Annotated in this window: 20 protein-coding genes and 1 riboswitch; of the genes, 16 read left to right on the forward strand and 4 right to left on the reverse strand. The window is 60.6% G+C overall.

The window, feature by feature from the left end; all coding sequences use genetic code 11:
• Nucleotides 1–111 precede the first annotated feature (111 nt).
• On the reverse strand, nucleotides 112–402 hold the full coding sequence (locus QO005_RS11015) for a hypothetical protein (RefSeq protein ID WP_307158086.1): 291 nt from the start codon (nucleotides 400–402) through the stop codon (nucleotides 112–114).
• Nucleotides 403–674: 272 nt separating this feature from the next.
• Between QO005_RS11015 and crcB the strand changes: the two genes are divergently transcribed.
• The 11 genes from crcB (at nucleotide 675) to cobO (ending at nucleotide 12392) form a co-directional block, all read left to right on the forward strand.
• Entirely contained in the window at nucleotides 675–1052 is a 378-nt protein-coding gene (crcB, locus tag QO005_RS11020) for a fluoride efflux transporter CrcB (RefSeq protein WP_307158087.1), read from the forward strand.
• Between the two features lie 98 nt (nucleotides 1053–1150).
• Entirely contained in the window at nucleotides 1151–2146 is a 996-nt protein-coding gene (locus tag QO005_RS11025) for an RluA family pseudouridine synthase (RefSeq protein WP_307158088.1), read from the forward strand.
• A complete protein-coding gene (locus QO005_RS11030) occupies nucleotides 2143–2802 on the forward strand; it encodes an HAD-IA family hydrolase (protein ID WP_307158089.1) in 660 nt (219 codons plus the stop codon). Before QO005_RS11025 ends, QO005_RS11030 begins: the two co-directional genes overlap by 4 nt.
• Nucleotides 2803–2806: 4 nt before the next feature.
• Nucleotides 2807–3592: an ATP12 family chaperone protein gene (locus QO005_RS11035; RefSeq protein ID WP_307158090.1), complete on the forward strand. Its 786-nt coding sequence runs from the start codon at nucleotides 2807–2809 to the stop codon at nucleotides 3590–3592.
• 63 nt (nucleotides 3593–3655) lie between these two features.
• Nucleotides 3656–4117, forward strand: a complete 462-nt coding sequence (locus tag QO005_RS11040) for a hypothetical protein (protein WP_307158091.1) — start codon at nucleotides 3656–3658, stop codon at nucleotides 4115–4117.
• Between the two features lie 448 nt (nucleotides 4118–4565).
• Nucleotides 4566–5432 (forward strand): peptidoglycan-binding domain-containing protein, encoded by an 867-nt coding sequence (locus QO005_RS11045; protein WP_307158092.1) that lies wholly within the window; start codon nucleotides 4566–4568, stop codon nucleotides 5430–5432.
• A gap of 100 nt (nucleotides 5433–5532) precedes the next feature.
• Nucleotides 5533–5908, forward strand: a riboswitch (cobalamin riboswitch).
• 116 nt (nucleotides 5909–6024) lie between these two features.
• Nucleotides 6025–6324: a hypothetical protein gene (locus QO005_RS11050; protein WP_307158093.1), complete on the forward strand. Its 300-nt coding sequence runs from the start codon at nucleotides 6025–6027 to the stop codon at nucleotides 6322–6324.
• Between the two features lie 3 nt (nucleotides 6325–6327).
• A complete protein-coding gene (gene cobU / locus QO005_RS11055; protein WP_307158094.1) occupies nucleotides 6328–6855 on the forward strand; it encodes a bifunctional adenosylcobinamide kinase/adenosylcobinamide-phosphate guanylyltransferase in 528 nt (175 codons plus the stop codon).
• A gap of 3 nt (nucleotides 6856–6858) precedes the next feature.
• Entirely contained in the window at nucleotides 6859–7932 is a 1074-nt protein-coding gene (cobW, locus tag QO005_RS11060) for a cobalamin biosynthesis protein CobW (protein WP_307158095.1), read from the forward strand.
• The gene (gene cobN, locus QO005_RS11065; protein ID WP_307158096.1) at nucleotides 7933–11670 is read left to right on the forward strand and encodes a cobaltochelatase subunit CobN; all 3738 of its coding nucleotides are present in this window, start codon (nucleotides 7933–7935) and stop codon (nucleotides 11668–11670) included.
• An 89-nt stretch (nucleotides 11671–11759) separates the two neighbouring features.
• Complete coding sequence (gene cobO / locus QO005_RS11070; RefSeq protein WP_307158097.1) at nucleotides 11760–12392, forward strand: cob(I)yrinic acid a,c-diamide adenosyltransferase; 633 nt, start codon at nucleotides 11760–11762, stop codon at nucleotides 12390–12392.
• 190 nt (nucleotides 12393–12582) lie between these two features.
• On the opposite strand, the gene QO005_RS11075 is transcribed toward cobO, so the two are convergent.
• The 3 genes from QO005_RS11075 to QO005_RS11085 form a co-directional block, all read right to left on the reverse strand.
• Nucleotides 12583–13974: a hypothetical protein gene (locus QO005_RS11075; RefSeq protein ID WP_307158098.1), complete on the reverse strand. Its 1392-nt coding sequence runs from the start codon at nucleotides 13972–13974 to the stop codon at nucleotides 12583–12585.
• On the reverse strand, nucleotides 13974–15659 hold the full coding sequence (locus QO005_RS11080; protein WP_307158099.1) for a molecular chaperone HscC: 1686 nt from the start codon (nucleotides 15657–15659) through the stop codon (nucleotides 13974–13976). Before QO005_RS11080 ends, QO005_RS11075 begins: the two co-directional genes overlap by 1 nt.
• A 106-nt stretch (nucleotides 15660–15765) precedes the next feature.
• Nucleotides 15766–16551 carry a TSUP family transporter gene (locus tag QO005_RS11085; protein ID WP_307158100.1) on the reverse strand — a complete coding sequence of 262 codons (786 nt, stop codon included), beginning with the start codon at nucleotides 16549–16551 and terminating at the stop codon, nucleotides 15766–15768.
• Nucleotides 16552–16843: 292 nt separating this feature from the next.
• On the opposite strand from QO005_RS11085, the gene QO005_RS11090 reads away from it, so the two are divergent.
• Genes QO005_RS11090 through cobI form a run of 5 tightly spaced genes read left to right on the forward strand, consistent with a single transcriptional unit; the run spans nucleotide 16844 to nucleotide 21654 of the window.
• A complete protein-coding gene (locus QO005_RS11090; RefSeq protein ID WP_307158101.1) occupies nucleotides 16844–18184 on the forward strand; it encodes a sirohydrochlorin chelatase in 1341 nt (446 codons plus the stop codon).
• Nucleotides 18185–19084 carry a hypothetical protein gene (locus tag QO005_RS11095; RefSeq protein WP_307158102.1) on the forward strand — a complete coding sequence of 300 codons (900 nt, stop codon included), beginning with the start codon at nucleotides 18185–18187 and terminating at the stop codon, nucleotides 19082–19084.
• Nucleotides 19081–19719, forward strand: a complete 639-nt coding sequence (locus tag QO005_RS11100; RefSeq protein WP_307158103.1) for a precorrin-8X methylmutase — start codon at nucleotides 19081–19083, stop codon at nucleotides 19717–19719. Before QO005_RS11095 ends, QO005_RS11100 begins: the two co-directional genes overlap by 4 nt.
• The gene (cbiE, locus tag QO005_RS11105) at nucleotides 19712–20926 is read left to right on the forward strand and encodes a precorrin-6y C5,15-methyltransferase (decarboxylating) subunit CbiE (protein WP_307158300.1); all 1215 of its coding nucleotides are present in this window, start codon (nucleotides 19712–19714) and stop codon (nucleotides 20924–20926) included. The genes QO005_RS11100 and cbiE overlap by 8 nt, the downstream gene beginning before the upstream one ends.
• The gene (gene cobI / locus QO005_RS11110) at nucleotides 20923–21654 is read left to right on the forward strand and encodes a precorrin-2 C(20)-methyltransferase (RefSeq protein WP_307158104.1); all 732 of its coding nucleotides are present in this window, start codon (nucleotides 20923–20925) and stop codon (nucleotides 21652–21654) included. Before cbiE ends, cobI begins: the two co-directional genes overlap by 4 nt.
• Nucleotides 21655–21658: the final 4 nt, after the last annotated feature.

Genomic DNA, 21658 nt, shown 5'->3' on the forward strand with positions numbered 1-21658 from the left:
GTTTGAAAATGATCGGCATTTCCTGCACCTTTCCTCCTACTCAGACACAAAATACGCCTTGCAGAACACCCATCCTGATTGAGTTTTGACCCTAACGATTTTGCGGGGAATTCAGCGCTCTTCGCCCAGCTTTTCGGCTTCTTCATAGGCCTGCTGGGTTTCTTCCAGGCTGGCGCGCGGATTTTTGTTCTGTCCTGCCTTCATGAAGTAAAGGCCCATGGCGGACGATTCCATAAGGCCTGCCACGGTGCTTTTGCTCGCGGCCTCCACCTTCTGCTTTTTCGCATAGATCTGCTTGTTGATCTGGCCAACATAATCCGCCTGCACCACCCGCTGGGGCGGTTTCAGTGTATCGGCAACATAACCGGCCGATGTGGCCGAAACAGACAGTACCTGCGTCATGACATGTTCCATAGTCCAGGATCGAAGCAAGTCTAACGCCATTCCGTAGACGGGCCTTTAAGTGGAATGATTAATTTCTAATAAATTTTTCTGTTTTATAGGAAATATTTGCAATGGTGCTGTTCGGTCCGGCATTGCCCCGTGACATACACTTGACGCCGCTGGCTTGGAGCGTAATCCGTCCGGAGTGGAACGAGGATCGGCAAGATTATGCTTAAAAAAAGAAAACGCCGAAAACTCAATCAACTCGCATCACCTGGGGAAGGCTTGGTATGAAACAGCTTCTTTTCGTCGTCCTGGGCGGCGGCTTTGGTTCCTTGCTGCGCTACTGGGTTGGGCTTGTGGCCATCAGGCTTTTCGGCCCCTTTTTTCCCTGGGGCACCTTTGCTGTGAACCTTATCGGTTCCTTCTGCATAGGGCTGTTTGCGGAAATGCTGGCGCGGCGGTTCAATGCCTCGGAAGAGCTGCGCTTGTTGCTGATCACCGGGATATTAGGCGGTTTCACCACCTTCTCCGCCTTTTCGCTGGATGCCGTGACGCTGTTTAATCGTGGCGATACGTTTCTTGCCCTGGTCTATGTGACGGCAAGCGTGGTGCTGGCCATTGCCGCCGTTTTCGGCGGGTTGGCGGTGGGGCGGGCGCTGTTCTGAGTTTTTTCCGCTGCGCCATTTCCCAAGCCGGGCGAAATAGGCTAAAGCCTGCCGAAACTGATTGAAAGCAGCCCTTTTGCTGCGGGACTGAAATATCCATGGCAGGTATCGAACATATCAAGGTAGAGCCGGACGAGGCGGGCATGCGGCTCGATCGCTGGTTCAAGATCCACTATCCGGGCCTCGGCTTCGGCCAGTTGCAGAAGCTTCTGCGCTCCGGCCAGGTGCGGGTCGATGGCGGGCGGGTGAAGACCGATGCCCGCGTGCAGCCCGGCCAGATGGTGCGCGTGCCGCCGCTGGATGTGGACGCCAAAGGCCCGAAATCCGGCCCTATCGCCGGCAAGGATTTGAGAAATTCCGGCGATGCAGAATTGCTCGCCCGCATGCTGTTGCATGAAGATGACAAGGTGTTCGTGCTGAACAAGCCCGCCGGTCTGGCCGTGCAGGGCGGTTCGGGCGTTGCCCGCCATATCGACAAGATGCTGGAGGCCTGGACCAGCAAGAAGGGTGAAAAGCCACGCCTTGTGCACCGCCTCGACCGTGATACCTCCGGCGTGCTGGTGGTTGCCCGTACCCGCGGGGCGGCGCAGAAACTCACCGCCGCCTTCCGTGAGCGCGACACCAAGAAGACCTATTGGTCGCTGGTCAAGGGCGTGCCGCGCAAGCGCGAGGACAAGATCTCCACCTGGCTGGTGAAGGAGCCGACGATCGACGGCGACCGCATGCGCATCGCCAAGCATGGCGAGGAGGGGGCGGACCACGCCGTCTCTTTCTACCGCGTCATCGAGACCGCAGCCCAGCGCCTGTCCTGGCTGGAAATGGAGCCCTATACGGGCCGCACCCACCAGTTGCGCGTTCATGCGCTGCATATCGGCCATCCGATCATCGGCGACCCGAAATATTTCATTGACGATCCCAACTGGGATTTTCCGGGCGGGGTGCAGAAGCGCCTGCACCTTCACGCCCGTCACATCGATATTCCGCATCCGAATGGCGGCCGTCTCAAGGTCACGGCACCGCTGCCGCCGCATATGGTGCAGACATGGAACCTGCTCGGCTTCGACCAGGATTATGGCGGGGATGACGGGGAATGAAGCTTGCCCTCTTCGATTGTGACGGCACGTTGGTGGACAGCGCAGGCACCATCCACGAAACCATGCGCCGCACCTTCCTTGCCTTCGGCAAGCCGGAGCCGACGCTTGCCCTGACGAAATCGATCATGGGGCTGACGCTGGATATCGCCATCGCCCGCATTGACGGCAAGCCGCATGTGGATGACGAGGCGCTGGCCATGACCGCCCATTACAAATCGCTCTTCACCGATGTCCGCCATGCGCCGGGGTTCAGCGAGCCGCTCTTTGCGGGTGTTCGCGAACTGCTTGACCATCTTGCTGGCGTCGAGCATCTGATCGTTGGGGCTGTGACCGGCAAATCCCGGCGGGGATTGCGCTATATCCTGGAAACCCATGGGTTGGAGAGCCATATCCACGTTGCCCGCACTGCCGATGATTGCCCCTCCAAGCCGCATCCCGCCATGGTGATGGAGTGCTGCGCGGAAACCGGCATGACACCGGCTCAGACCGTGGTGATTGGCGATGCCATCTATGACATGCAGATGGCGCGGGCTGCCGGAGCAAAGGCCATCGGTGTCAGTTGGGGATCTGCCTCGGTGGAGGATCTGCAGGTGGCAGGTGCCGATGCCATCGTCTACCATCCGGCAGAATTGATTGAACTGATTATGCAAGAGTAAGGCCATGCGTGACATTTTCGAAGGCGTGACGCCGGAAATGAGCGATCCCGATCCGGTGCGCCGCGCCCAGATCCAGATGAAGCGACCGCTGCCGAAGCGGTTTTATGCCGAGGCGACGGTGTCGCCCACCGATGCGGGCTTTGCGGTGACGCTGGATGGCCGCGCCGTCAAGACGCCCGCCCGCAACACGCTGATCCTGCCAACCTCTGGAGCAGCCGAACTGGTGGCTGAGGAGTGGCGCGCCCAGGGTGAGGAGGTCGATCCGGCCACGATGCCGGTGACGCGGCTGACCAACACGGCCATCGATGCCGTCTCGAAAACGCTTGAAGAGGTGCTGGAGGATATCGTCCGATTTTCCTCCTCCGATCTTCTCTGCTACCGTGCTGAAGACCCGCAGGAACTGGTGGAGCGCCAGAGCGCCCGCTGGAATCCGGTGCTTGCCTGGCTGAACGATACCCACGGCGTCAAGCTCATCACCATCAGCGGTATCATGCATCAGGAGCAGCCAGCGCAATCCACATCAGCCTTTCGCCGGGCGCTGGAGCGCTATGGCAATGCCTTCCAATTGGCTGCCCTGCATGTGGTGACCACGCTGACTGGCTCCGCCGCCTTGACGCTGGCGCTGGCCGATGGGTTTTCGAGCCTCGAAGAGGTCTGGGCCCTGGCACATCTGGATGAAGACTGGACCAACGAGCACTGGGGCGTGGACGAAGAGGCTGCAGCCCGCCGCGAGGCGCGTTTGCGCGAAATGCAGGCGGCCTGGGCATTGTTTAACGCTGTCCAGACATAAGGATCGCAAGCCACCGGCAAGCGCGATGGCGCATCAGAAGCATGATCACGTCGCGAGTCGTCCATGCTGCTTTTTCGCCTTCGCTTCTTTCTCGTCCTGATAGTCTCTCTCGCCGTTGCGGGCTGCGTTTCCGCGCTGCTGCCGGAAAGGCCGAAGCGCTTCTATTACGATGTTCGCGCCGTCACCGTGCTTGCGGGGCCGCGCGTGCCGGTGTCGCTGATCGAGGGCATCGAGCGGCGCATGCAGGCCTCTGTCGAGGCCACCACGCGGGCCGATCTGCCACCGCGCGTTATCCTGACCGTGCGCATCAAGCGTTTTGACAGCGGCATCGGCCTCAATCATCGCCTGAATGAGGCGGAGGTCGAGGTCAAGGCGACCTATGTCGAGAATGGCTCGGACGCCGCCGAAGGCGATTTCAAGGTCCAGACCGAGACGCTGGACCCCGCCCTTGCCGCTGAAAGCCTTGCGGAAGCCGTGGCCGCCCGCCTTCGCAGCCTGTTTTCTCTCAAATCAGCCCGCCTCTGAAGCCCCTAAAGCCCGTTGCGGCTTATCAGCCTCATGCGACGTGCTTTACATTCTTGTTTTAACGCATGTCGTTATCGCAAAACCGCTGCACAGTTTTGCGCGACATGCTCTACTGCATAATTCCTTAAATCGGAATCGATTTAAGGTAAAAATTATGCAGCAGATTTAAAGTGTTACAGCGTCCTTTGTGCGTTTGACAAAACGCACGGCGCTGTAGAAGTGCAGGCAAGCGGAACATGCGCTTTTTGCTAACCCATTTTATTCACGCTGAATTCGAAATGATGTCGCTTTATAATCTTTTGCGTGTATAAAAAAATCGCGCATCTGTTGCATTTCTCTGTTGTGCAATCATCAGGCATGGCGATAGAGCGCGACTTTGTGGGGAAGACCTGCCGGCCTTCAGGGGTGGAGCCGGCAATGAGGGTCTTGAAAAAGGGGTAAGGGTTTTATGTCGATCATTCGGTCGGGTCGCATGCTGCTGGCATGCGCCATCAGTCTTTCTTTGATTTCACAACATGCCATGGCGCAAACCGTAGAGACGCCAGCACCGGCGGCGGCCAATGCGGCGCCGCAAAGTCCGGCGCCTGCTGCACCCGTGGCGGCGGCTCCTCAGCCGGATAAGGCCTGGGAACAGGAATATGCGCTCTGGCAAGCGGCTTCCGGCGGCAATAGCGCTGCCGATTACAAGGCCTATCTCACCGCCTATCCGAGCGGCAAGTTCGCGGAGATCGCCAAGAACCGCATCGTCTCCATCGAGGCTGCCGCAACGCCTGTCGCACCACCGCCACCGGCTGTCCCCGTTGTGGTCGAAGCGCCGCCCGCACCTGCCTTTACGCTCGGAACGCCAGCCATCGAGGAGGCGCTGCTGGATCGCGGCGCGCGCCGGGAGGTACAGGGCAGGCTGACAGTGCTCGGTTTCAAAACCGGGGGCACCGACGGGGTTTTCGGCAACAATACCCGTCTGGCGATCAGCCGTTGGCAAACGGTGGTTGGCGCGCCGGATAGCGGCTATCTGAGTTTCGATCAACTGCAGCGCCTGCGCGCCGATAGCCAGGGCCTCTACGAAGACTGGCTGAACAAGCAGACCGCTGTCCGCCGCGCACCTCCCCGTAATCCAGATCGGGTTCTGGAGGGCCGGGTGCCGAAGAGCGATGACGGTTCCGCGGCGGCGGCTCTGGCGCTTGGCGTCATTGGCGGCGCATTGCTCGGTGGAGCGCTTGCGGGTGGCGGCCATCATCACGGCGGCCCGCGCGGGCCGGGCTTCCGCCCTGGTCCCGGCTTTGGCGGGCCTTGCGGTCCGCGTCCCTGCCGATAGGGTAATCTGGTTGTAGTTCTAACGGCTCGGAAAGAGCGCCGTATTCAGTCTGTTTTTCTGAACGGCGCTCTTGCTGCATTGACTTGTAAATGAGCCCATTTTATCACTTCTGGTGGATGGTTTTCGCTTCGGCAAAGGCTGGAGTGGAAAGCAAAAGGGAATGCGAAGGCGTTGACCCAAGCAGGGAGCGCTAAACGCAGCCGACCCCGCGACTGTAGAGCAGTGAGGGTTTTCCATCCGGCGTTGAAGGTTTCGTCGTGGCGCTTCGCATGGTGCGGGCGGCGACGGGGCTGACGGGCCGGAAAAGCCACTGGAGTGGCGAAGCGATCAACCAGGGCTGGACGCCTCTATCATCTACGAATCGTCCGCCTTTTCGCTTTCGCCATCACTCCGGGAAGGTGAGGGAAGTCCGTAAGGCGCGCACCACGCGCCCCGACATTGCGAGCCAGGAGACCTGCCGTCCGTGACGGGCAATCCTGCCCATGGGGACTTAACCCCGCCGCCAGCACGGAGGTTGTCGTGGCGACATCTGGTTTTATCGGGGCCTTCGTGCCTCGCGAACACTGTTTTGCGCCTTCTTCGGGAGGGCATCATGGTTGATTCCATCTCTTCCAATCGTCTTTTTGGTGCGGCGCTCGCCTTGCTGGTGCTTGCGGCTCTCGTTTTTGCCGCCATTCCCATGGGGCCGCGACACAGCCAGCCGGAACGACGGGCGCTGGACACCCCCGAGGCGATGCCCGGAAAGAGTGCTGCCTCCACCTTCGGCGGGCGGCTTGCGGAACCGCGCGCTGATATCCGCGCCCAATCCGGCCTTCAACACCCTGGCGACAAGGCATGGCCGGGCTTCGTGCCGCGTTCCAGCGGCCTTTACACGGCTCCAGGCGGCAACTGATCCATGGCAGAGATTTCCTCGAAGCGCGTCTTCGTTCTCGGAGGCGCGCGCTCCGGCAAATCCCGTTTTGCCGAAGGGCTGTGCACCGCAACCGGATATGAGCGTCATTACCTCGCAACAGGCCGCGCCTGGGATGAAGAGATGCGCCAGCGCATCCACCAGCACCGCGAGGATCGCGGGCCGCTCTGGACCACCCATGAAGAGCCATTGGCACTCTGCGAAACGCTGACACGTCTCGATCAGCCGGGCCGGGTGGTGCTGGTGGATTGCCTGACGCTCTGGCTCACCAATCTGATGATGGAGGAGGGGCGTGACATCGCGGCCGACAGTGCGGCGCTCGCGGCTCTGCTGCCCCGGCTCACCGCCTCCGTCATTCTTGTTTCCAATGAGGTCGGTCTCGGCATCGTGCCGGAAAACCGCATGGCGCGGGATTTTCGTGACCATGCAGGCCGCCTCCACCAGATGATCGCAGCCGCTGCCGACGAGGTGTTTTTCGTCGCGGCTGGCCTGCCCCTGAAAATGAAGGGTTGAACCATGTTGCAACAGAAAATTCCCGCCACCGTCATCACCGGCTTTCTTGGCGCGGGCAAGACCACGATCATCCGCAACATGCTGATGAATGCGGGCGGCAAGAAGATTGCGCTGATCATCAATGAATTCGGCGATCTCGGCGTCGATGGCGAGGTGCTGAAGGGCTGCGGCGCGGAAAATTGCAGCGAGGACGATATTATCGAGCTGACCAATGGCTGCATCTGCTGCACCGTCGCCGATGATTTCGTGCCGACCATGCAGAAGCTGTTGGAACGGGACGTCAAGCCGGACCATATCGTCATCGAAACCTCCGGTCTGGCCCTGCCGCAGCCGCTGGTGGCCGCCTTCAACTGGCCGGATATCCGCACCCGCGTTACCGTCGATGGTGTGGTGACCGTGGTGGACAGTGCTGCCGTTGCCGCCGGACGCTTTGCGGATGATCACGACAGGCTGGAGGCGCAGCGTGCCGAGGATGACAGCCTGGATCATGAAAGCCCGATCGAGGAACTGTTCGAAGACCAGCTGACCTGCGCCGACCTGATCGTGCTTAACAAGACCGATCTGCTGGATGACGAGGGCGTGGCCCGCGTCAAGGCCGAGGTCAGCACCCGCATCGCCCGCAAGCCTGCGCTGATCGAGGCGCAGAATGGCGAGGTTCCGGCGCTGGTGCTGCTGGGGCTGGGCGCTGGGTCGGAAGCCGATATCGGCAACCGCAAGAGCCATCACGAGTTGGAGCATGAGGCGCTGCACGCAAGCGGTGAGCCGCATGACCATCACCACGACCATGACGAATTTGAAAGCTTCGTGGTGGCGCTTGGCCCGGTGGCCGATCCGCAGGGCTTTACTGATCGGCTGAAGGCGGTGATCGAGGCGCATGACATTTTGCGGCTCAAGGGTTTCCTTGATGTGCCGGAAAAGCGCATGCGGCTCGTCGTCCAGGCGGTCGGCAGCCGGATCGACAGCTATTTCGACCGGCCTTGGGCTCAGGGCGAGGTGCGGGAAAGCCGCCTTGTGGTGATTGGCCTGCATGATCTCGACCAGCAGGCCATTGCCGTTGCCATCAAGGCTGCCGTCTAAATGCATCTGCTCCTGGCCCAGAAAGGCGCATTGAGCGACGGAGAGGAGGCGATCGACCTTGGCCAGACGCCGGGGGAGATCCTGTTTCTTTCCGCCGCCGATACCGAGCTTTCGGCGCTTGCCGCCGCCTTGCAGGGCGCTTCGCGTTCCTGGCGTCTCGCCAGCCTGATGAGCCTCAGGCATCCGATGTCTGTGGACAGCTATATCGAGCGCACCGCCCGACATGCGAGGCTCATCATCGTGCGAGCGCTGGGCGGGGCCAGCTATTTTCATTATGCCCTGGAGGCACTGCACGCCGCTGCGCGCCGCCATGGCATCGAGATTGCCGTTCTGCCCGGAGATGACAAGCCGGATGCCGGGCTGGGCGGGTTCTCGACCGTGAAGGCTGACGATTTGCAGGCCCTTTGGGCCTATCTCAGCGAAGGCGGAGATCGCAACATGGCGCATTTTTCCGCCTATGCGGAAGCGCTTGTCGAGGGTGGCGAGAAGCCGCCTGCCGCCGATCCCTTGTTGAAGGCGGGCGTTTGGTGGCCGGGGCAGGGCACGCTGGGCGTGGAGGCGTGGACAAAGCTGCAAGGCGCGGAAAGAACCCGCCCGGTGGCCGTGATCTGCTTTTACCGCGCGCTGGTGCAGAGCGGCGAAACACGGCCGGTGGAAGCGCTGATTGCGGCCTTGCAGGCCGAAGGTCTGGCAGTGTTGCCGGTATTTGTCGCAAGCCTCAAGGATGCTGTGAGTGTGGCGACGCTGCGGGCGGTTTTTGCAGAGATCCCGCCGGATATCGTCCTCAATGCCACCGGTTTTGCCGTGTCCGGCATGGGGGGCGAGCATTCCGGCACGGTGCTGGACGAGCAGGGCGCCATGGTGCTGCAGGTGGTGTTTTCCTCCTCGCCGGAAAGCGTGTGGAAGGGGGCCAGCCAGGGGCTGCCCGCCCGTGATCTGGCCATGCATGTCGCCCTGCCGGAGGTGGATGGACGGGTGCTGACCCGCGCCGTGTCCTTCAAGTCTGTGGCCCGCTATGAGCCCCGCGTCGAGACCAATCTTGTCAGCCACGACCCGGTGGCCGATCGCGTCGCCTTCGCGGCAAGGCTTGCCGCCAATTGGGTGCGGCTGAGGCGCAAGTTAGAAGGTGAGCGCCGCGTGGCGCTGATCATGGCCAACTACCCGAACCGCGATGGCAGGCTGGGCAATGGCGTTGGTCTCGATACGCCTCAGGGCAGCATGGAAGTGCTGAAAGCTCTGGCCGAATCGGGTTATAAGCTCGGACCGCTTCCTGCAGATGGCGATGGCCTGATCCGGGCGCTGATGCAGGGGCCGACCAATGCCGCCCGCGATGGGCGCGTGATTCGGGAGCGATTTTCATTAGCTGACTACCGGATTTTTTTAGCCGGCTTACCAATTTTCGTGCAGAAACAGGTTTGTGATCGCTGGGGCGCACCGGAAAGCGACCCCTTCTTCGACGGCGACGGTTTTGCCCTGCCGCTGATGCGGTTCGGTCATGTCATGGTCGGCATACAGCCGGCGCGCGGCTATAACATCGATCCGAAAGAGACCTATCATTCGCCGGATCTGGTGCCGCCGCATGGCTATCTGGCTTTCTATGCCTTTCTCCGGCAGGATTTTGCCGCTGACGCGGTGATCCACATGGGCAAGCACGGCAATCTGGAATGGCTGCCGGGCAAAGCGCTGGCTCTTTCGGAAAACTGTTTTCCGGAGGCGGTGTTTGGGCCAATGCCGCATCTTTACCCCTTTATCGTCAATGACCCGGGCGAAGGGACGCAGGCCAAGCGCCGCACCAGCGCCGTCATCATCGATCATCTCACCCCACCGCTGACCCGGGCCGAAACCTATGGTCCACTGAAGGATCTCGAAGCGCTGGTGGATGAATATTATGAAGCTTCCGGTGGCGACCCACGCCGCCTGGCGCTGCTGAAGCGACAAATTCTCGATCTCGTGGTGGATATCGGCCTCGATCAGGATGCCGGAATTGCCAAAGGTGATGAAGCGGATCAGGCGCTGGAAAAGCTGGACGCTTATCTCTGCGACCTTAAGGAAATGCAGATCCGCGATGGCCTGCATGTTTTCGGGCGCTCGCCCGAGGGCCGGCTGCTGACAGACCTGACCGTGGCGCTGGCCCGCGTGCCGCGCGCGCTGGGCGAAGGTAGCGATGCCAGCCTGCACCGCGCCATTGCAGCCGATGCCGGGCTTGTCCTTGAGGGGCAACCCTTCGATCCGCTGGATTGTCATTTTGCTGCCGCGTGGAGTGGTGCAAGGCCCGCCGCGCTGCTGGCCGTGACGGATGCGCCCTGGCGGACCGCAGGGGATGCGGTGGAGCGTATTGAAATGCTGGCAGCCGCCCTTGTGGCGGGCATCAAGCCCTGTCCCGTCGAGTGGCTGCGGACACGGGCCGTTCTGCACGAAGTGGAAACCCGGCTGAAACCTGCTGTGACCGCATCCGGCAGCGCCGAAATCGCTGGCCTGCTCAAAGGGTTGAGCGGGCAATTCGTGCCCCCCGGCCCCTCCGGCGCACCGACCCGGGGCCGCCCGGATGTGCTGCCGACGGGACGCAATTTCTACTCTGTCGACAGCCGTGCCGTGCCGACGCCTGCGGCCTATGAACTGGGGCAGAAATCCGCCGAACTGCTGATTGCCCGCTATGTGCAGGATCATGGCGAATGGCCACACTCCTTCGGTCTCACCGCCTGGGGCACATCCAATATGCGCACCGGCGGTGACGATATTGCCCAGGCGCTGGCGCTGATCGGCGTCAAGCCGGTCTGGGATATGACATCGCGGCGCGTTACCGGTTATGAAATTCTGCCGCTGGCCCGGCTGGGACGGCCGCGGGTGGATGTCACTCTACGGATTTCCGGCTTTTTCCGCGATGCCTTTCCCGAGCAGATCGCCCTGTTCGACAAGGCGGTGCGCGCCGTCGGCGCGCTGGAGGAGGATGCGGCGGATAATCCGATTGCCGCGCGTATTCGCGCCGATGCCGAAAAGCTGGCTGATGCCGGGCTCAGCGCTGAGGAGGCGAGACGCCGGGCGGGCTACCGTGTTTTCGGCTCCAAACCGGGAGCCTATGGCGCGGGCCTTCAGGCGCTGATCGACGAAAAGGGCTGGGAGCGCCGCGCCGATCTGGCAGAGGCCTATCTGGTCTGGGGCAGCTATGCCTATGGCGCGGGCGAGGAAGGCCAGGCGGCGCGGGGGTTGTTTGAAGAGCGCCTGACCAGCGTCCAGGCGGTGGTGCAGAACCAGGATAATCGCGAGCACGACCTTCTGGACAGTGACGATTACTACCAGTTCGAAGGCGGGATGACGGCGGCGGTGGAGAGCCTCTCCGGCACGCGGCCCACCATCTATCACAACGATCATTCCCGCCCGGAAAAGCCGGTGATCCGGACGCTGGAGGAGGAGATTGGCCGGGTGGTGCGCGCCCGTGTCGTCAATCCCAAATGGATCGAAGGTGTGATGCGCCACGGTTATAAGGGCGCCTTCGAGATCGCCGCCACGGTGGATTATCTCTTCGCCTTCGCCGCCACCACCGGCGCGGTGCGCCAGCCGCATTTCGAGGCCGTCTACCATGCCTTTATCGCCGATGAGCGGGTGCAGGGCTTCATGGCCGAAAAGAATGCCCCTGCACTGAAGGAAATGGCGGAGCGTCTGCTGGAGGCCATCGAGCGTCACCTCTGGACGCCCCGCAGCAATTCCGCCAAATACGATCTTTCAAAGCTAGTGGTTTGATTGTGACATTTGATACCCATTTGCGGCGATCTCGAGGATCAAATCTCACAATCAAACCACTAGCCGCTGCTCACTGACTGGAAGAGATCATGACCGAAGAGACCGCATCGACCGCTCCTGAAGACCTTGCCCGCCACGCTGAAAAGATGGCGAAGAAAAAGGCTGCCCGCGACAAGATCATGGCAACCAAGACAGGCGAGAAGGGGCTGATCATCGTCCATACCGGCAAGGGCAAGGGTAAGTCATCGGCAGCCTTCGGCATGATTTTCCGCCACATCGCCCATGGCCGGAAATCGGCGGTGGTGCAGTTCATTAAAGGGGCGATGTCCACTGGCGAACGTGACCTTATTCTTCGCCATTTTTCCGATCTTTGCGATTTTCATACCATGGGGGAGGGCTTTACCTGGGAAACCCAGGACAAGGCCCGGGATATCGCCATGGCCCGCGCGGCCTGGGAAAAGGCCAAGGAACTCATCCGCGATCCCGCCAATTCCATGGTGCTGCTGGACGAGATCAACATTGCCATCCGCTATGATTATGTGCCGCTCGCCGACGTGCTGACTTTTCTGGCCGAAGAAAAGCCGCCCATGACCCATGTGGTACTCACAGGCCGCAACGCCGCCGAAGGGCTGATCGAGCTTGCCGATCTGGTGACCGAAATGGAACTGGTGAAGCACCCGTTCCGCTCCGGAATCAAGGCGCAGCAGGGCGTTGAGTTTTGATTGGAGCGTTTCCACTTTTGCTGGAAGCGCCTTTCAATCTGATTCCATCAGATCGAAAGGCGTTTTATACCAAGGCTCGAAGATGCGTGAGCCTCCTCGCCTTGAAGGAATTTCGAATATCTCAATTGCATAAGGGGCTTGAGATATTCGAAAAGGGAATACGAACTGCCATCTTCAATGACTCTTCGTATTAGCTCTGCCCTGCATTGATCTTCGAGTGTAGGGTCTGAGCCTTCATGAACAGGTCTCGAATGGCGGGATCGCGGCTTGAGGAATAGCGATCGTTGAATCTGTCGAAAAGGATCCGCGCCAGTCCTGCATTCCCCTTGTTCAAGCTGACTTCCACTTGCCCGATCCGCGCTTTCGCCACCTGAAGCGCCACCCATGGCTTGGGATTGTCCTGATAGATGGAGATGATACTGCCATAGGTGCTGAAGGCATGATCGAGATCGTTGACGCCAAAGTAGAGAAGGGCAAGATTCACCATGCCGGATGACACGATGATATCGGTGTCTTCCCCCCGATATCCGGCATAGTCGCGGTAAAGGCGATCGTAGATATCTCTTGCCTCGTCATAGCGACGGGCATTGGTCAGCTGAATGCCCAATCCATAAAGGGCGTAGGCGGTCACGGACTTTGCCTGCATCGCATCCTGGGCGGGGAAGGCGGCTTTGCGGTAGAGTTGCAGCGCCTCTTCGATCTTCCCCTCGCTCGCCAGGGTCTCTGCCTTGGCCAAACTCTCCATCACCAGCTGATCCAAGGGTGAATAGGTGAATTTTTCCACGAAAGGCCGGTCTATATCGCCATTCGTCTGCGACCCTCCGTTATCGTTGTCCATTATGAAGACATAGGCGTAGAGCAGTGCAAAGCCGCAAAGCGCCACCATGATCCTTTTCCATTTCGGCTTGCGGGACTGCTTTTGCGTCGGGGCTTCTGGAGCCACATCCGATAAAATCCCGGCGGCGCGTTCCAATTCCTTGCGGTAGAGGCTGAGCCGCATGGGATTGCGAACGATCAGCACATCGTTCAACTGGAAAAATGTGACGACATGGTCGAACTTGTCCAGCTCCAGGGCTTGCTCCTGCGCCATCAGAGCGTCCAGCACGTCGTTGGCGATATAGGTCTTGAGCGAAATCGGCCAGGACGCGGTTTCCTGGCTCAACCATTGCTGGAAGGTTTCCAGATCGTCATATTTGATGTGGCGCAGCAATGCCCTGAGAAAACTGTTCAGATCCAGCCTGAAAGGTGACTGCTCGATTTCGGGCTCTGGACTGTCGAGCCGGACCTTTGGCGCGTCTTTCCGTTCTGTCTGCTCTGGCGCATGAGCGGGAGCGGGTTCCACCGGATTGTCGAGGTCTTCAGGAAGGCTGATCGCAACAGAGACAGATTGTATCGATTGCTCTTCCGCTCGGCGTAGTCCCTCTTTCGCCATGGCCAGGGCAGCCTTGTAGCACTCGTTCAGCCGCTGGAACCCTTGCGGGTCTTCATCCGGTCGCACGGTTTTCAGCTTCAGCGCATAGGCCTTCTTGATCGCCCGTTCATCGCTGGTTGGCTCCAGCCCAAGTTCGTGCCAGACGGTCATCAGGACCGTTCCAGTTGTGCGATATCATCCAGGATCATCTGGCGAATACGGGCAATTTCCTTTTCGTCCTGCTCTTCGATAACGTTCTTGAAGGCAAAGATCATCTGCTGGATGTTATCGCGGTAGAAGAGGTGTTCCTCATAGAGCCGTTCCAGCCGGGCAATGACGGCGAGGTTCTCCTGCTTCTTGCGCGGATGCACCTTGATATGGGCAAGCGCCTTCAGCCGCTCCTCGATCTCTTCCTTGGTAAGGGAGCCCGGCGCGCGCTCGACGACGATTTCATGCTTTTCACCCTTGGCCTTCACCGTGGCTTCCACCTGCAAAATGCCGTTGACGTCATAGGTGAAGCGCAGGACTACGCCGCATTGTTCGCGCGGCAGGTTCTGCGGCAGCGGAATTTGCAGTTCGCCCAGCAGCACATTCTTGGCGGCAATCGGGTTTTCGCCCTGGTAGATCTTGCTGGTCAGAATGGTCTGATTTTCGTTGATCGGGTGAATTTCATCTTCCCGGCTGATCGGCACCGTGCTGCTGCGGGGAATGATCGGCAGGAAATAGCCGTAATGATACTGGCCCGTATGATCCCTCTGGGCGATTTCGGTGCCGAGCGTATAGGGACAGACATCGGTGAGAATGATTTCATCCAGCGCCGCATTGCGTGATTGCAGGCCACTGGCCACCACCGCCCCGCGCGCAATCACCGTATCCGGGGCGATATGCCGGAGCGGCAGGCGCTCCAGCAGACGCGTCACGCTCTTGACGATCAGCGGCATGCGGGTTGCGCCGCCCACTAGCACCACTTCGTCGAGTTCGCTCGCCTTCAGATTGGCGTCGCGCAGGGCGCGCTCCAGCGGCTCGCGCAGGCGCTGCACCAGCGGTTCGGCAAGCGAGGCGAAGCGCTGGTCGTCCATGGACCAGCTCCGGCTTTCTCCGCCCAGCAGAAATTCCGTCTCGATCTGGTTCTTCGAACTCAGCTGCCTTTTCAGGCCTTCCATCTGGCGGCGAAACCGGACGAGATCGGATTTGGGAAGCGCCTCCAGATCAAGTTTGAGATCCTGCGCGGCGGCGTCGATCAAGATCTGCAGGAAGTCTTCACCGCCGAGATAGTTGTCGCCTGCGCTGGCGTGAACCTCCACGACACCGCTGAAGATTTCAACGATCGAGACATCGAAGGTGCCGCCGCCCAGATCGAAGATCAGAAACCGGCTTTCCCGATCCCGTTCTTCCAGCCCATAGGCGAGTGCGGCGGCGGTCGGTTCATTGATCAGCCTCTCCACTTTCAGCCCGGCCATTTCGCCGGCAAGGCGGGTGGCGGTGCGCTGGGCATCGGAGAAATAGGCTGGAACCGAGATCACCGCGCGGTCGGGGCGCGTTCCCGTGGCCGCCTCGGCATCGTCCAGAAGGCTGCGCAGCACGAAGGAGGACAGTTCCTCCGGGCGAAAGGCCTTGTCTCCCAGCCGCGTTTCCCGCGACGTGCCCATCCAGCGCTTGAAGCAGGCGACACTTCTGTCCGGATGGGTGGTCAGCCTGTCCAGCGCCCCTTCGCCGACGATCACGCCGCTCTCATCGAAACTGACGACAGAGGGGGTGAGCACGGAACCGGAGATATTGGGAAAAAGCGTTACCTCGTTATCGACATAAGCTCCGATCAAAGAGTTCGTCGTTCCGAGATCAATGCCTACGATCATTCTGCCAATCCTTGAAATATTCAGGGAAGTTATAGGCAAGAGAAGAAGAAGTCGCAATGTTTTGAACGCGACAGCAAGGCCTTGTTATTGAAGGTCCGAATCCCGATCAAAACCCCATCCAGATTCGGATGGGGTTGGTGGGATCTAGCAGAAGCTTACCGGCAAGCCCCAGGCAGGTGACGATCAGAAGCGGCTTGATGATGCGCGCGCCGATGCGCATGGCAAGCCTGGAGCCGGTTTGCGCGCCGAGAAACTGGCCGATACCCATGACGATGCCAAGCTTCCACAGGATGACGCCGTTAAACAGAAACACGGCGAAGGCCCCTACATTGGAGCCGAAATTCAAAAGCTTGGTATGGGCCGTGGCCTTCAGCAGCCCGAAGCCCGCCATGGAAACGAAGGCCAGCATGTAGAAGGAGCCGGCTCCCGGCCCGAAGACGCCGTCGTAAAGCCCGATCAGCGGAGCAAAGCTCAGCCCGAAGATAAAGGGCGTGATGCGCTGGTGGCTATCGACATCCGACATATTCGGCTTCAGCGCGAAATAGGCGGCAATGGCGATCAGCAGCAGTGGCATCATGGCCTTTAAAACATCGCCGGGAACATGGGTGGCGATGACGGCGCCGATCATGCTGCCGAGAAGCGCCATCAGCGCCATGGGCAATTGCTTCCTGAGATTCACATGGCCCTTGCGCGCATAGGCGATGGTCGCGGAGGCCGAGCCGAACATGCCTTGCAGCTTGTTTGTCCCCAGTGTTTCCAGCGGTGGAATCCCTGCAATCAGCATGGCGGGAATGGTGATCAGTCCGCCGCCACCGGCAATGGCGTCGATGAAACCGGCAATGAAAGCGGCAAGAAACAGAAAGAGCAGGGCTTGAAAGGTAATATCGATCACGGGGAGCGTCCGGCGCAGGAGGGATGCGTTTTCTATAGACCTCCCTTGCTCCGGCGCAACTGTTAACATGGGACAGTCTAGGCGTTTTCAAATTTGACCGGACAGGTCCTCTCGTTTACACCTCACCCCAATGTGCGACGGCGCCTGTTCGACAGGCTGGAAATAGTCCGGTGCGGCCGACCCAAGTCGGGGGCCAATTCCGGAGCTGTCCCAAAGGCCCATGGAGACGCCGGAAAACCGGCGGCTCTGGCGCTTCGTACAGAAATGGAAACGAAGCAGGAGGCCTTTTGTCATGGCTGAAAAATTGGGAATCATGGTCTGTGGGCACGGCAGCCGCAACCAGAATGCCGCGCGCGAATTTGCGGTGATTGCCGAAGCGCTGCGCGCCAAGAACCCCGACATGCCGGTGGAATACGGCTATCTGGAATTCTGCAATCCGGTGATCTCGGCGGGACTGGACAGTCTGCGGGAGCAAGGTGTCACCCGGGTTCTCGCCGTTCCCGGCATGCTGTTTGCCGCCGGTCATGCCAAGAATGATATTCCTTCCGTGCTCAACACCTATCAGGCCCAGCACAAAGGGTTCGTGATCAATTACGGTCGTGAACTCGGCATCGACCTGAAGATGATTCGCGCCGCTGGCGACCGTATCCAGCACGCCGTGGACCTCGCCAATGCCACACAGGGCTTCGTGGACAAGCATGAGACGCTGTTGATGGTGGTGGGGCGTGGCTCTTCCGATCCGGATGCCAATTCCAACGCCACCAAGGTTATGCGCATGCTCTGGGAAGGAATGGGCTTCGGCTGGGGCGAAACCTGCTATTCCGGCGTGACCTTCCCGCTCGTGGAGCCGGGCCTGACCCATGCGGCGAGGCTGGGCTACAAGCGCATCATCGTTTTCCCCTACTTCCTTTTTACCGGCGTGCTGGTGAAGCGCATCTACAGCTACACGGATGAGGTGGCCGCGCGCCACCCCGAGATCCAGTTCGTCAAGGCGAGTTATCTTAACGATCATCCGCTGGTGCTGGAGGCGTTCCAGGATCGCGTTCGCGAAATTCTTGAAGGCGCGGCGGTGATGAACTGTCAGATGTGCAAATATCGCGAGCAGGTGCTGGGCTTCGAGGCCGATCTCGGCCAGCCGCAGGAAAGCCACCATCACCATGTGGAAGGCATTGGCGGCGGGCTTGAAAACTGTCCCTGTCAGGGTGATTGCGATGCCTCCTGCCGCGACGAGGATTTCTGTCGCCAGCACGGTCTGCCGTTTACGCCGGTGCACAGCCATGCCGCGCCCAATGACCTGACGCCCGCATTCGATTATTCCGCATCCTTCACCCTTGGCGGCAAATATGCCCACCTGACGGATGCAAAGCCGGATGCCGACCTGGAAGCGGTGATGAATGCGCCTTCCACCGGCAAATACAAGGATCATCATGACCACGGCCCCGATTGCGGCTGCGGGCACCATCACCATCACGATGATCACCATTACCACCATGACCACGATCATGGGCACCATCACCATCATCATGACCATGGGCACCATCATCACGGCCATGATCACGGACACCACCATGCGCCTTATCCCCATGCCGATCATCCGCTGGGGCCGAAATCCATGGAAAAGAAGAAAAAATAAGTGGCGCTGTTTAACCGTTACCTCATCGTCGATTGGTCTGCCGCCAGCACGCCGGGCCGGGGCGCAAATTCGCTCTGGGCCTGCCTTGCCGAAGGGGATGATCGGGGCGTGAAGATGCTCTGGCTGGAAAATTTTCCGACGCGGGCTGAGTTCATGCAGTGTTTGAGCACGGTGGTGGAGGAGACGCTTGCCAGCGGCTTGCGGCTGCTGGCGGGCTTCGATTTTGCCTTCGGCTATCCGGCAGGCACAGCCAAGCAGGTCACGGGTAGCGCCGATTGGCGGGCGCTGTGGCGCAAGATTGCCGCCGACATTGAGGATGCGGCGGATAACCGGAACAACCGGTTCGAACTGGCCTCTCGATGGAACGCCAGCTATTTTTCCGGTGAGCCGCGATTTTGGGGGCGGCCCCACCAGCATCGCTATGCGCATTTGAGTGATACGAAACCGCCGGCGCCGGCATCGCCGCCCTTTGTCTTCCGCCGGAGCGAGCATTTCGCCAAGGGGGCAAAATCCGTCTGGCAGATGAGTTATAACGGCTCCGTCGGAGGCCAGACCTTGCTCGGCATTGCGCGTCTGTCGCGATTTCTCGATGAGAGCGGGCAGGGAGAGCAGATTGCCGTCTGGCCTTTCGAGACAGGCTTTGTCGAGTGTTTCGACAAGCCGGTGGTGTTTGCGGAAATCTATCCTTCGCTGTTCACCCTCCCCGATAGTTCTTCGGTCAAGGATGCGGTGCAGGTTGCGACCGCCGCGGATGCCTTTGCCCGATATGATCAGGATGGACGGCTGGCGCAGCTCTTAGGCCCGCCGCCCATGTTGAACGAAGAGGAATTGGCGCTCTCAATCGCCGAGGAAGGCTGGGTGCTGGGGATCGGCCATGAAAATCTGGGGCTTGTGGCATGACGCTTTCCTATATCCGCGATCCCGCAGACATTTATCGTCAATCCTTTGAGACCATTCGTCGCGAAGCCGATCTGACGCGATTTGGCGAGAGCATGCAGCCCCTGGTCATTCGCCTCATTCATGCCTGCGGCATGGTCGATCTGGCGGGGGATGTCCGGTTTTCCGAAGGGGCAGCAGAGGCGGGCATCGAGGCCTTGCGAGAGGGCGCGCCGGTGCTGTGCGATGCCGAGATGGTGCGGCATGGCATTATCCGCCACCTGCTGCCTGCCAGGAATGATGTGCTGTGCCTGCTGAATGACGAGCGCACCCGCCCGTTGGCGGCGGAGATGGAAAATACCCGGTCCGCAGCCCAGGTCGATCTCTGGGACGATCATCTGGGAGGCGGGGTGGTGGCCATTGGCAACGCGCCGACGGCGCTTTACCGCCTGCTGGAACGTCTGGATGCAGGCGCGCCGAAACCCGCGCTGATCCTGGGCTTTCCGGTGGGGTTTGTCGGGGCGGCAGAGAGCAAGGCGGAGCTTGCGGCAAACAGCCGGGGCGTGCCCTTCATCACGGTATGCGGCAGGCGGGGTGGGTCGGCCATGGCGTCCGCCGCCGTCAATGCGCTGGCGGGAGGGCTGAATGCCAATGCGTGAGCCGTGGCTGACCGTGATCGGCATGGGGGATGGCGGGCTGGAAAGCCTGACCGGCGAGCAGCGGGCGCATCTGGCGCGGGCGGAAATTCTGGTGCTCGGCGAACGGCTGGAGCACAAGATCGCCGAGGCCGTGCCAGCCGCAAAGCGCATCCTCACCTGGGGCGCGGGCTTCCGGCAAACGCTGGAGGAGGTACTCAAGCTGCGCGGCATGCCGGTTGTCGTGCTTGCCACTGGCGATCCCATGCATTTCGGCATCGCTGCCACTTTGCTGCGCTTTGTGGAGGCGGCTGAAATGCGGGTTCTGCCGAGCCCCTCGGCCTTTTCGCTGGCGGCGGCACGGCTTGGCTGGCCTTTGCAGACGGTGGCGCAGATCTCGCTGCATGGCCGCCCCTCAGCGTTTCTCAATCGCCATATCCTGCCGGGACAACGTCTCCTGGCGCTGACCTCGGATGCGGGAACCGTGTTCGACGTGGCGGATCTTCTGGTGAAGCGCGGCTTCGGTTCGTCGCGGCTGACGGTGCTGGAGCATATGGGTGGGAGTGAAGAGCGTATCCTGTCCTTTTCCGCCAAGGAGATACTTAAGGAAGCGCCCGCCCTTGCCGATTTCAATACGCTGGCGGTGGAATGCCTTGGCGAGGGTGCCTGGTGTGCGCCTGTTCCCGGATTGCCGGACGAGGCTTTCCGCCATGATGGTCAATTGACGAAAAGCGAGGTGAGGGCGGTGACGCTGTCCAAGCTTTCGCCCTTTCCGAATGCGCTGCTCTGGGATGTCGGTGCGGGCTGTGGCTCCATCGCTATCGAGTTTCTGCGGGTGGGGCTCGGCACCCGCGCCATCGCCATCGAGGAAAAGCCGGAGCGGGTGGCGATGATCCGTGACAATGCCCTCGATCTCGGCACGCCCGATCTTGAGATTGTCGAAGGGGCCGCACCCGTCGCCTTGCAGGGGCTGGACGCGCCGGATGTGATTTTCATTGGCGGCGGCATCACGGCGGATGGGCTTTTCGAGACCTGCTGGCAAAGCCTGAAACCGGGCGGGCGGCTGGTGGCCAATGCCGTGACCATTGAGGGCGAGGCGCGGCTCGCGCAATTGCGGGGTGTGCATGGCGGTGACTTGCTCAGGCTTTCCGTCTCACGCGCCGCCCCCGTGGGCCGCTATTGCGGCTGGAAATCGCTGATGCCCGTAACGATCTGGAGTGCGCGCAAATGACCGGCAGGCTTTACGGGCTGGGGCTCGGTCCCGGTGATCCCGAACTTCTGACGTTGAAGGCGCATCGCCTGCTGACGACCTCTCCGGTCATTGCCTATCCGCAGCCGGATAACGGCCCGAGCTTTGCCCGCCAGATTGCGGCCCCCTATCTGCGCTCCGACCAGTTGGAGGTACCGATCATCGTGCCGATGCGGGTGGAGCGTTTTCCGGCGCAGGATGTCTATGACGAGGCAGCCGGGAGGCTCTCTCATCATCTCGACGCCGGTGCCGATGTGGCGGTGCTCTGCGAAGGCGATCCCTTCTTCTACGGCTCCTTCATGTATCTCTTCGAGCGGTTGGCCCATCGCTATCCGACGGAGGTGGTGCCCGGCGTTTCCTCCATGATGGCCGCCGCCGCCGCCTATGGCCGTCCGCTGGCTGCCCGCAACGATGTGCTGACCATTCTGCCCGGTCCGCTGGAGGATGAGGTGCTGAAAGCACGGATCGAGGCCGCGCAGGCGGTGGTCATCATCAAGCTCGGGCGGCATTTTCCCCGTATCAGGGCGCTGATTGCCAGCATGGGACTTGAGAATTGCACCGGCTATGTGGAGCGTGTGTCGCTGGAGGCTGAGCGCCTTTCGCCGCTTGCGGACGTTTCGGAAACAAGCGCCCCCTATTTCTCGATGCTGCTGATTTACAAGGGCGCGGAAGACTGGGCCAGATCCTCCGCCGCCAGAACGGAAAGATGACCAT

Source organism: Allorhizobium paknamense (assembly GCF_030815125.1).
Lineage (GTDB): Bacteria > Pseudomonadota > Alphaproteobacteria > Rhizobiales > Rhizobiaceae > Allorhizobium > Allorhizobium paknamense.

Coding starts and splice junctions, on each gene's coding strand:
- cbiE (WP_307158300.1), top strand. CDS start 19,712: ATGCGTGAGCCGTGGCTGACCGTGATCGGCATGGGGGATGGCGGGCTG.
- cobW (WP_307158095.1), top strand. CDS start 6,859: ATGTTGCAACAGAAAATTCCCGCCACCGTCATCACCGGCTTTCTTGGC.
- QO005_RS11045 (WP_307158092.1), top strand. CDS start 4,566: ATGTCGATCATTCGGTCGGGTCGCATGCTGCTGGCATGCGCCATCAGT.
- QO005_RS11015 (WP_307158086.1), bottom strand. CDS start 402: ATGACGCAGGTACTGTCTGTTTCGGCCACATCGGCCGGTTATGTTGCC.
- crcB (WP_307158087.1), top strand. CDS start 675: ATGAAACAGCTTCTTTTCGTCGTCCTGGGCGGCGGCTTTGGTTCCTTG.
- QO005_RS11090 (WP_307158101.1), top strand. CDS start 16,844: ATGGCTGAAAAATTGGGAATCATGGTCTGTGGGCACGGCAGCCGCAAC.
- QO005_RS11030 (WP_307158089.1), top strand. CDS start 2,143: ATGAAGCTTGCCCTCTTCGATTGTGACGGCACGTTGGTGGACAGCGCA.
- QO005_RS11025 (WP_307158088.1), top strand. CDS start 1,151: ATGGCAGGTATCGAACATATCAAGGTAGAGCCGGACGAGGCGGGCATG.
- QO005_RS11040 (WP_307158091.1), top strand. CDS start 3,656: ATGCTGCTTTTTCGCCTTCGCTTCTTTCTCGTCCTGATAGTCTCTCTC.
- cobU (WP_307158094.1), top strand. CDS start 6,328: ATGGCAGAGATTTCCTCGAAGCGCGTCTTCGTTCTCGGAGGCGCGCGC.
- QO005_RS11035 (WP_307158090.1), top strand. CDS start 2,807: ATGCGTGACATTTTCGAAGGCGTGACGCCGGAAATGAGCGATCCCGAT.
- cobN (WP_307158096.1), top strand. CDS start 7,933: ATGCATCTGCTCCTGGCCCAGAAAGGCGCATTGAGCGACGGAGAGGAG.
- QO005_RS11080 (WP_307158099.1), bottom strand. CDS start 15,659: ATGATCGTAGGCATTGATCTCGGAACGACGAACTCTTTGATCGGAGCT.
- cobO (WP_307158097.1), top strand. CDS start 11,760: ATGACCGAAGAGACCGCATCGACCGCTCCTGAAGACCTTGCCCGCCAC.
- QO005_RS11050 (WP_307158093.1), top strand. CDS start 6,025: ATGGTTGATTCCATCTCTTCCAATCGTCTTTTTGGTGCGGCGCTCGCC.
- cobI (WP_307158104.1), top strand. CDS start 20,923: ATGACCGGCAGGCTTTACGGGCTGGGGCTCGGTCCCGGTGATCCCGAA.
- QO005_RS11100 (WP_307158103.1), top strand. CDS start 19,081: ATGACGCTTTCCTATATCCGCGATCCCGCAGACATTTATCGTCAATCC.
- QO005_RS11075 (WP_307158098.1), bottom strand. CDS start 13,974: ATGACCGTCTGGCACGAACTTGGGCTGGAGCCAACCAGCGATGAACGG.